The following is an 8,821-nucleotide window of genomic DNA, read 5'->3' as shown; positions in this document are numbered from 1 at the left end:
TTTCTCGTTTTTCTTGATACCTGTATTACGCAATTTCCTAACCGGACAATGCTGACTTGAAATATCTTTTCATAAATATTTTTTAACAAAGTAATGTTAGCGTATCAGGATTCAAACTATTGTCTCTCCCCCCATCGAGGGAGAAGGATGTTTAATTGACCGTAGGTTCAAGTAACTGCCGAATCCGACTTACACAATATGGATAAAACTCAGGAACAACCTAAAAATAAAGTGCGTTTGTTGAATGATGGTGTGTATGGGGAATTACTGCATCCTACAGTATTTAAGCGGACATTTCTTTTAATTCTGTCTGATTGTTTCTTTGTTTCGATCTCACTTTATCTTTCCTTTTTCATCCGTTTCGAATTTTCATTTCCCGATAAATATTGGGTGATATTTTTCAGCGCATTACCTTTTTTCATTTTTATCAAACTACTCCCATTAGTTTGTTTTGGCATATATAAAATTTCCTGGAGATATTTTGGCCTGAATGATTTTATCCGTGTTGTCATTATCCAGGTGGCATCCGTATGTGTTTTGTACATATTGTTTAAGATACCCCTTCCCTTATTATCAGACCTTCCTGTGACGAAGGCTTTGCCTTTTGATATGTCCCTAAGTGAGTTTCCCAGAAGTATTTTTGTTATAGACTGGTTTATTTTTCTTTTTTTATTCTCCGGGCTAAGGAGTTCCAGAAGATTATTTTTGGAAAATATAAGGACGCAAAACGGAAAAAAATACGGTAAAAAAACGATTGTCATCGGTGCCGGAAATACGGGGGAAATGATCATCCGTGATATGAAAAGGCAGGGCTATGGAGATTATTATCCCGTGGGCTTCCTCGATGATGATGTGAAAAAGGTCAGGACATGTATCCACGGGTTGAAAGTATTGGGCACGACAGAAAAATTAGGGAATATTGTTTCCAAATATGGGGTTGAAGCGCTTATTATTGCCATTCCATCCTTAAATTATAAAGATCTTAGGCGGATGTTCGCATTAGGGAAGAGTCTGGCGATAGATACCATAAAGATTGTGCCGCGGATCTATGATCTTCATAATCCTTCGGTAAATATAAAGAATCTTGAAGATATACAAGCAGAAGATCTTTTAGGAAGACAGACGGTAGAAATTGACAATAAAGAAATTGATACGTTTTTAAGAAATAAGGTAATTCTCATAACAGGCGCAGGGGGGTCTATTGGGTCAGAATTAGTAATGCAAGTATGTTCCTTTCAACCAAAAAAGGTTGTTCTTTTGGATATTGATGAAACTGAATTGCATAATGTGAAGCATAAGTTAGAGAGGTTGTTTCCCTATTTATTTGACAGGACGTTAATAAATTCGAGGATACAGGATAAAGTGGTTCTGATAACCGGGGATATTAGAGATGTTGACGTGGTGGACGAGATCTTCGAAAAATTTAAACCCCATATTGTATTCCATGCCGCTGCATACAAACATGTTCCTATCATGGAAATTAACTGCAAAGAAGCGGTAAAGACAAATATGTTTGGGACATACAATATGGTAAAGGTCTCAGCAAAGCATCATGCAGAGAAGTTTATCTTAATTTCTACGGATAAAGCGGTCAGGCCAACGAGCATTATGGGCGCAACAAAGAGAATGGCCGAATATATTTGCACAGCGTTTCATGGTAGTTCGGAAACAAATTTTATCGCAGTAAGATTCGGCAATGTTTTAGGCAGTCGTGGAAGCGTTATACCTATTTTCCTTGAGCAATTGAAATATGGTGGTCCCATCACGATAACCCATAAAAATATCCAGAGATTTTTTATGACTATCCAGGAAGCGGTATCCCTCGTGTTGCAGGCATCCGTTATTGGAAAGGGGAGGGATGTCCTGGTTCTTGATATGGGAGAACCGGTACAGATTCTGACCATGGCGGAAGAATTGATAAGAATTCATGGGCTAAGACCATATGAAGATATAGATATACAGTTTGTAGGCTTAAGACCAGGAGAGAAACTCTTTGAAGAAACACTCTCGGCAGAAGAAGGCACGACGGCAAGCAAACATAAAAAAATATTTATTGCAAAACAGGGAAACGCATATTCAAAAATTGAAATTGAAACGATGATAAAGGGATTTGAAAAACTGTTGAAAGTGCTTCCGATAATGGATAATTACGAAATAATCAGAGATGTGCTCAGGAAGTATGTAAAAAGCTTTGAAAGAAGGGGATACAACAGACAAAACCAGTGGTTAGAGGGCACAGATCCGGAATTATCACAGGGCGACGATGTCCTGTTCCGACATAATAAAATGCAGTTTGAAAAACTGTTGAATGAATTGCCGGCGATCGAGGATTACGAAATTATCAGAGATACTATAAAAAATTACCTGCAAAGCCTGGAGAGAAGGAGACAAAGTAAAACAAGCCGGACATCAGAAGAAGCGGCCACGCTGCCACAGGGAATAGAATCCGCGCGGAGATATTTACAATTGGTGTTTGGCAAAAAACAGTACTCACTCTCATTTTTAGACAAAGCCATGGAAGATGAACTGAAAGAACACATCTATTTTTCCCGGCATCCGCTAAACCATGATTATTTATTAACCATCGGATATCAGGATAACGGAAAAATAGCTCAGAACGGGAAATCTGTTTATTTTAAAGGTGAAACGTGGCATTACTCTAGTCTGGAAAATGGGGAGATTCGGGTGCTTTTTCCAAGAAATCAGGCTTTTTCCAATACCATGCGTGTTCTTGCCTTGTTGTATAATGAATTTTATAAACATGAAGATGATAGTTTTATATTACACGCTGCAGGATTGTGCAAATACGGAAAAGGATTTATCTTCACCGGAGAATCAGGGGCGGGGAAAACGATCGTTTCGAAATTGTCATTGCCGGAGGCGGAGGTGCTTTCGGATGAATCCGTCATAGTCTCCAAAGATCATGAAGGCTATTGGATTTCTCATGGTCCGATAAAGTCAGAAATAACGAATTGGGGCAAGAAGAGAATCCGGCTTTGTACAATTTTTTCCCTTATTAAGGATGATGTTAACTCGGTGAAAAGGTTAAACAGATCGGAAATGGTCCGGAAGCTTTTGGATAATCTGTTTTATGTGAATCTTTCGGAAAGACGGTTGTTGGTGGATGAACTGGAAAAAAGGTTAAAATTTATTCATGACGTTTATAATCATGTCACCATGTACGAATTGCGATTCAAAAATGATAACAGTTTTTGGCAGGAAATCGAGCGGGTTGCCCTGAATAGTTGATTGAGTCTGAATTTTGCAATAGGACACAAACTAACCCTGCCAGGGCGCTTCTCAATTTTCATTCGGGTGTGGTAGAAAGTGTTCAATATATTGCTGGTGACTTTCCGTTTAATAAATATCTGGATAGAAACTATCAAAAATATCATTTTGGGCCAGGCGGAAAATCTTTTAAGTTTTAAAATTTTATAACGAATGGAAAATTGTATGAAAAGAATACCTGTTTCTGTATTTGAAAAAAAGAGATTCCTGGTAAGCATCGGTCTTATCGTTTTTTTCTGTGCCGGTCTTGCCTCTCTTTCAGCCAAAGACCTTTCAGATAAGGAGTACATTATTGGTCCCGAGGATGTCCTTGAGATTCAGGTGTGGGATAATGAAGATTTGAATTGTGTAACTGAGGTCTCTTTGGAAGGGGCATTTACCTTTCCCCTCATTGGTCGGGTTCAGGCAGACGGTCTTTCCGTCTCGAGGCTTGAAAATCTTATCGAAGAAAGATTGGGGGATGGCTATCTGGTTTCTCCTTATGTGAATATCAGCATAAAAGAATACAATAGCCAGAAGGTATTCATCTTTGGCGCAGTGAATAAACCGGGGAGTTACGCCTTGAAAAGAAAGACAGACATCCTGGAACTGATATCCCAGGCAGGGGGTTTTACCGATAAGGCAGGGCAGATTATTACCATTGTACGGACTACATCTGTAGCGCCCTACGGCGATAACCAATCAATCGCCTCTCTTTCCTCTCCTTCACGAGGAGGTGACGTCGCCGCTAATGCCCGGCTTAATACGGAAGGGAATGGTGAAGTTTCCTTCAAAAAGAAGTTTTCCCAGAGTAATGCGGGACTACAGGATGAACATCATACCCATTCCGGAAAAGAGACGGGAAATGAAGTTTGTACGCTTGATTTAAGCGATTTCAAAGCGAACAGCGCCTATAATAATTTTTATGTAAAGAACGGGGACTCCATTTATGTTAACATGGCCCCGCAGATCTTTGTATCCGGAGAGGTAAAAAAACCTGGTGAATTTCCCTGGGAAAAGGGGTTGACCGTCCGGCAGGCCATTTCCCGCGCGGGAGGACCTACAGACAAGGCATCCCCGCGGCGGGTAATTATAACCCGTATGGAAACGGGGAAAGAGAAGGAATTAAAGCCCAGAATGGACGATCCGGTAGTGCCGGGTGATGTTATTAAAGTTCCCGCTCGTTATTTCTGATAAATTTTATATGAAAATATCGCGGATACGCGTTGGAATTAATGCTTACGTGGGAATTTAGTTTTTGAAAACCCGTGCATTGATGCGTAATTCACACAAAAAATGTGGCGCTGGTGGATTATCGTTCGACTGAGTTCACGACGAAATCCCCCTGTCAGATGCTGACCACAAGGAATCGGCGCTATCATTTTAAAAAGCAGAATGGTTGCTATTTTAATAGAGAGAAATTTCTATTACTCCCTGTAAACTGGGGAGAGTAAAAGTCATCGAAGATATAACTGCTTAGCCGGTATATCCAAAGAAAAGCCAGAAGAAAAGAAGGAGGAGTGGGAATCGTGAATCAACCAATACGAACGGGACTTGCGTCTGAGCAAACACTATCTTCAGAAGAAGTCCATCTGACAGACTATCTCAATATCATAAAAAAGAGGAAGTGGACGGTTGTGGCATTCTTCCTTGCCATAGTTAGCATCGTTACCATCTGGTCATTTCTCACCACGCCGGTCTATAAGGCAACGACACAGATCATGATTGAAAGCCAGTCTTCTTTTATTAATAAAATAGCGGATGCAACCTACGTAGACCCCAAGGACGATGCCTATTATCAGACACAATACCGGTTGTTAAAGAGCAGGAGCCTTGCCAAAAAAGTAATTGAAGACCTGGGCCTCTGGAAGGATTTTAGAAAAGATAATGGTGAAAACCCGCAGACTCCTCTTTCGTCAGAAGTGACGATAGACCCTCGTATGGTGGATTCGTATCTGTCAAGGCTTCAGATTGCACCCATCCGTGCAACGAAACTTGTCGATGTGAGTTTTCTCAGCAAGTCACCCGAAATATCTGCCCGGATCGCCAACGCGCACGCCCGTGCATTTATTGCGCGAAGTACCCAGCTCCAGCATCTGGTATCAGAGCAGGCGCTCGACTGGCTTAAGACACAAATCAGGGACCAGAAAATCAGGATGGGAACATCACAGCGGACAATGTATGAATATAAATATGAGCAACTGGGATCATTTTCGGTCGATGACGAAAGCATTTTCTCGATACCAGAGATCAAGGAAAGTCCGGTTATCAATGACCTCCATACCAAACTTGCCGAGCTCAAGGCCAGGAGATCCGAGATGGCAACGAAATACGGCCCAAGGCACCCGAAGATGATTGAAATAAATTCCAGTATTCAAAAACTGGAACAGGGGATCACCGATGAGGTACAAACGATCAGAAAGGCAATTAAAACGGAACTGGATAAAATCATAGCCATAGAAGATGCGGTTCAGCAAAGCGGGAAAGCTCCGCCGGCGGAAGATATTCCCCCTGCCCAAACGACCATTACGTATGATATGGTGCGGCTGGAAGAGGAAAGTGATCAGGGGATCTATGATGTCTTGCTCAGGCATGCTAAAGAAATTGGCCTTACGGGGAATATGGAAAAAAACAATATCCGTATCGTAGACGAGGCCGAGGTGCCGCGTAATCCTGCAAAACCGAGGATCTTTTTAAATGTTCTGCTGTCCGTGGTGCTTGGCTTCGTTTTCGGTACAGGGTTCGCGTTTTTTCAGGATTATATGGACAGAACGGTAAGGACGCCGGAAGATGTCACGCACCGGCTGGGATTATCCCTTCTGGGAATGCTTCCTTATTATAAATCGTGGAAGAACAACGAGCAACTTGCGTTATCATGGGGTGAATCCCTTCCGGCTCAGGATAAACGAGCGGGATATCCAGCTCGGTATGATATTACTGGCAGCCTTATCACCCGGCTGCCCATGACACAATCCGGCATGTCCGGTCACATCCTCATGGTAGAAAGCGCAACTGCAGGTGAGGGAAAGACCACAATCCTTGCAAGATCAGCAATCAGGCTGGCAAAGGGAGGGCTTCGGGTGGTTATGGTGGACGCTGATTTGCAGCAACCATCCCTGCACCACCTGTTTGGCTTGCAGAATGGTAAAGAACGCGGGCTGACGAACGCCCTGGATGGGGTTCTCTCGCACGAAATAGGGGAAGGGAGTTTAAGCTCGTGCAGCATAAGCGACCTCTTTTCTCTCATTTCTCTGAAAAAACAAAGCGGCCAGCTTGTTATTACCAATGATGTTAAATCCATGACCGCTGTGTTTGACAACGGGCGTCTCTTCCATATTCAAAGCAAAGATTTTCCCATTGAAAATCGGCTGGGAACCATGCTCCTGCGCGGAGGTTTTATTACGGAAGATCAGTTGAAAGACGCCCTGGAGCGGAATCAACGCACCGGACAGCCTCTGGGCTACATCCTGATTAACGCCGGATATATTAACCATGCCCAATTGCAGGGTCCCTTAAAGCTTCAGATGGAAGAACATCTCCAGAAGCTCTTTAGCTGGAAATACGGAACCTTTACCTTTGAACCTGGCAGGGTAGAGACATACGAGGACAAACGAATCTATTTTGGAGAAGATTATACAGCGATCATCAATCGGTTGAGCCGTATGGCGGGGAGCAAATTGCTGGAAAAAGAAGTCCTCTCTTATGTAAGATCTGTGCACGACCAGAATTTATCGCTCTTGCCTGCTGGCACGGGACATCCCAGATTTGATAGCCTGGTCTATTTCAAGATCCTTGCAAAGTTTTTTGAAATCTTGAAGCAACGGTACGATGTCGTTCTCGTGGATGCCCCGCCACTTCTGGACACCATGAGCGCTGCAATGCCGTTACTTTCGTTGGTTGATGGAGTCATCTTTGTGGTGAAATCCGGGCAGGCATCTGTCGACGCTATCAACCGGGCAATTGACTCAATAAAAGAATCAAAGGCAAACATCATTGGCGCAATCCTCAACCAGGTTAAACAAAATACGGAAACGTATTATTACCATTATCGATAAGATGCTCGTGTGGTGAGACAAATCCATCATGCAGGCAGAGATACAAAGGCAGCGAAGAGAAATGAAATATTTTGAAACTTAGCGCGAATCCGTAACCCTGTAATAAACGAAATCGAGCCATCGTGAACTCTCAATCTTTCCATATAAAATCTTTCTTCGTGTTCTTTGAATCTTTGTGGTTACTCCGGAATCCTGATCGAGGTTTTATGGGAAAGAGCATAAACTCAGGGAAAGTGTAATAACACAGCAAGGCGGCAACCGAATCCCTCTGTCGTTCAATGGATCCTTCGGCATGTCCAGGATCTGCGCCGTGCATGGTGAGCCTGTCGAACCATCACCGCGAAGTCAAGGGGGCGAAGACAGGACATTATAAGTATATTTGATAAAATCCGTTTTATGCGATTGACAAATAATGGTATCTGTGTTCATCCTTGGTAGAATATGAATACAATCCTTGTTACCGGCGCTGCCGGGTTTATCGGCTTTCATATCTCGAAAAGATCGTTTATGCGTGGCGATTGCGTTGTTGGTATCGATAACCCCAATAATTACGGCGATGTTAATCTCAAGCTTGCCAGATTAAAACAACTCGTTGGTTTCAAGCCAAATACACCGGTTGAAACGGGTATGAAACATTTTGTAGAATGGGAAAATTCATTGTTATGGCAAATAATATCTTATTTAAACCGTGAATCCTAAATCCTATTTTATTTATTACGGTGCATTTGGCCTGGTAATAAAGAAAGAGCTTTTTATGATCATAAAAAAAAATTTAAAAAAATGCAAATTTGGAGCTGTCTAAAGATTTACTTGAAAAAGCAGGCATTGAAGGAAAAATAACTATTCTGGTAGGGAAAAATGAAATTGTTATAAGACGAATACCAGAAGAAACGGGAATTATTGAAGAAATGGTTGGATTAGGTAAAAATGTATTTACCAAGGATTCTGTAACTCTTCAGAGAGAACTTAGGGCAGAATGGAAACGGTGAATAAAATCGGGCTTGATACCAATATTTTTATGGGTATTTTTCCGGGAGAAAAAGATAAAATCGAGCAGTCTTTGTCGGTATTGGCGCTCATTCATGAGGGTGTTTTAGAAGGTGTTGTGAGTTGTATTTCTTTGATAGAAATAGCAACACTTTTCTATCAAAGAAAAGAAGAACAAAAAGCCAAAAAGGCGGTTAACCTTATTAAATCACTCCCAAATACAACCATCGTTGACGTTACTTCTGATACAGCATTGCTTATTTCTCAAATAAAGGTTTCAGAAAAACTATCCATTGCAGATGCAACAGTACTAACTGCGGCAATTGAATTATCGGCAGATGCTTTTTTAACCTTTGATGAGGATTTTATAAACATCGGTTGCATACCATGCATGAAACCAGGTGATTATATTAAATTATTGTAACTATTCAGCGAAACGGATGGTGAGAGAGAATAATTTCTCAGAATAGTTAGGAGCCGATAGGGAAAACGGGCAGACGGGAAAATCCCGA

6 protein-coding genes and 1 pseudogene are annotated in these 8,821 nt (G+C 41.8%); 6 read left to right on the top strand and 1 reads right to left on the bottom strand.

Annotated elements, in window-relative coordinates:
- Nucleotides 1–338: 338 nt before the first annotated feature.
- Nucleotides 339–545 (bottom strand): hypothetical protein, encoded by a 207-nt coding sequence (locus BIY37_RS13950; RefSeq protein WP_230402508.1) that lies wholly within the window; start codon nt 543–545, stop codon nt 339–341.
- A gap of 64 nt (nt 546–609) precedes the next feature.
- Here BIY37_RS13950 and BIY37_RS10710 point away from each other — a divergent pair, with 64 nt between their 5' ends.
- The 6 genes and pseudogenes from BIY37_RS10710 to BIY37_RS10675 all read left to right on the top strand — a co-directional run bounded on the left by BIY37_RS10710 (nt 610) and on the right by BIY37_RS10675 (nt 8,733).
- Nucleotides 610–3,249 (top strand): polysaccharide biosynthesis protein, encoded by a 2,640-nt coding sequence (locus tag BIY37_RS10710; protein ID WP_230402509.1) that lies wholly within the window; start codon nt 610–612, stop codon nt 3,247–3,249.
- 204 nt (nt 3,250–3,453) lie between these two features.
- Complete coding sequence (locus tag BIY37_RS10700; RefSeq protein WP_070067838.1) at nt 3,454–4,461, top strand: SLBB domain-containing protein; 1,008 nt, start codon at nt 3,454–3,456, stop codon at nt 4,459–4,461.
- 335 nt (nt 4,462–4,796) lie between these two features.
- The gene (locus BIY37_RS10695) at nt 4,797–7,322 is read left to right on the top strand and encodes a DUF4388 domain-containing protein (protein WP_070067837.1); all 2,526 of its coding nucleotides are present in this window, start codon (nt 4,797–4,799) and stop codon (nt 7,320–7,322) included.
- A 441-nt stretch (nt 7,323–7,763) separates the two neighbouring features.
- Nucleotides 7,764–7,919: pseudogene (locus BIY37_RS14410) on the top strand (NAD-dependent epimerase/dehydratase family protein); the annotation flags it as partial.
- Nucleotides 7,920–8,110: 191 nt separating this feature from the next.
- A complete protein-coding gene (locus tag BIY37_RS10680; protein ID WP_070067834.1) occupies nt 8,111–8,311 on the top strand; it encodes a hypothetical protein in 201 nt (66 codons plus the stop codon).
- A complete protein-coding gene (locus tag BIY37_RS10675) occupies nt 8,299–8,733 on the top strand; it encodes a type II toxin-antitoxin system VapC family toxin (RefSeq protein WP_070067833.1) in 435 nt (144 codons plus the stop codon). The genes BIY37_RS10680 and BIY37_RS10675 overlap by 13 nt, the downstream gene beginning before the upstream one ends.
- Nucleotides 8,734–8,821: the final 88 nt, after the last annotated feature.

It is taken from the genome of Candidatus Brocadia sapporoensis, from assembly GCF_001753675.2.
GTDB lineage: Bacteria > Planctomycetota > Brocadiia > Brocadiales > Brocadiaceae > Brocadia > Brocadia sapporoensis.
Note: the sequence above shows the minus strand (reverse complement) of the source record. Positions and strands in the feature narration are given on the sequence as shown.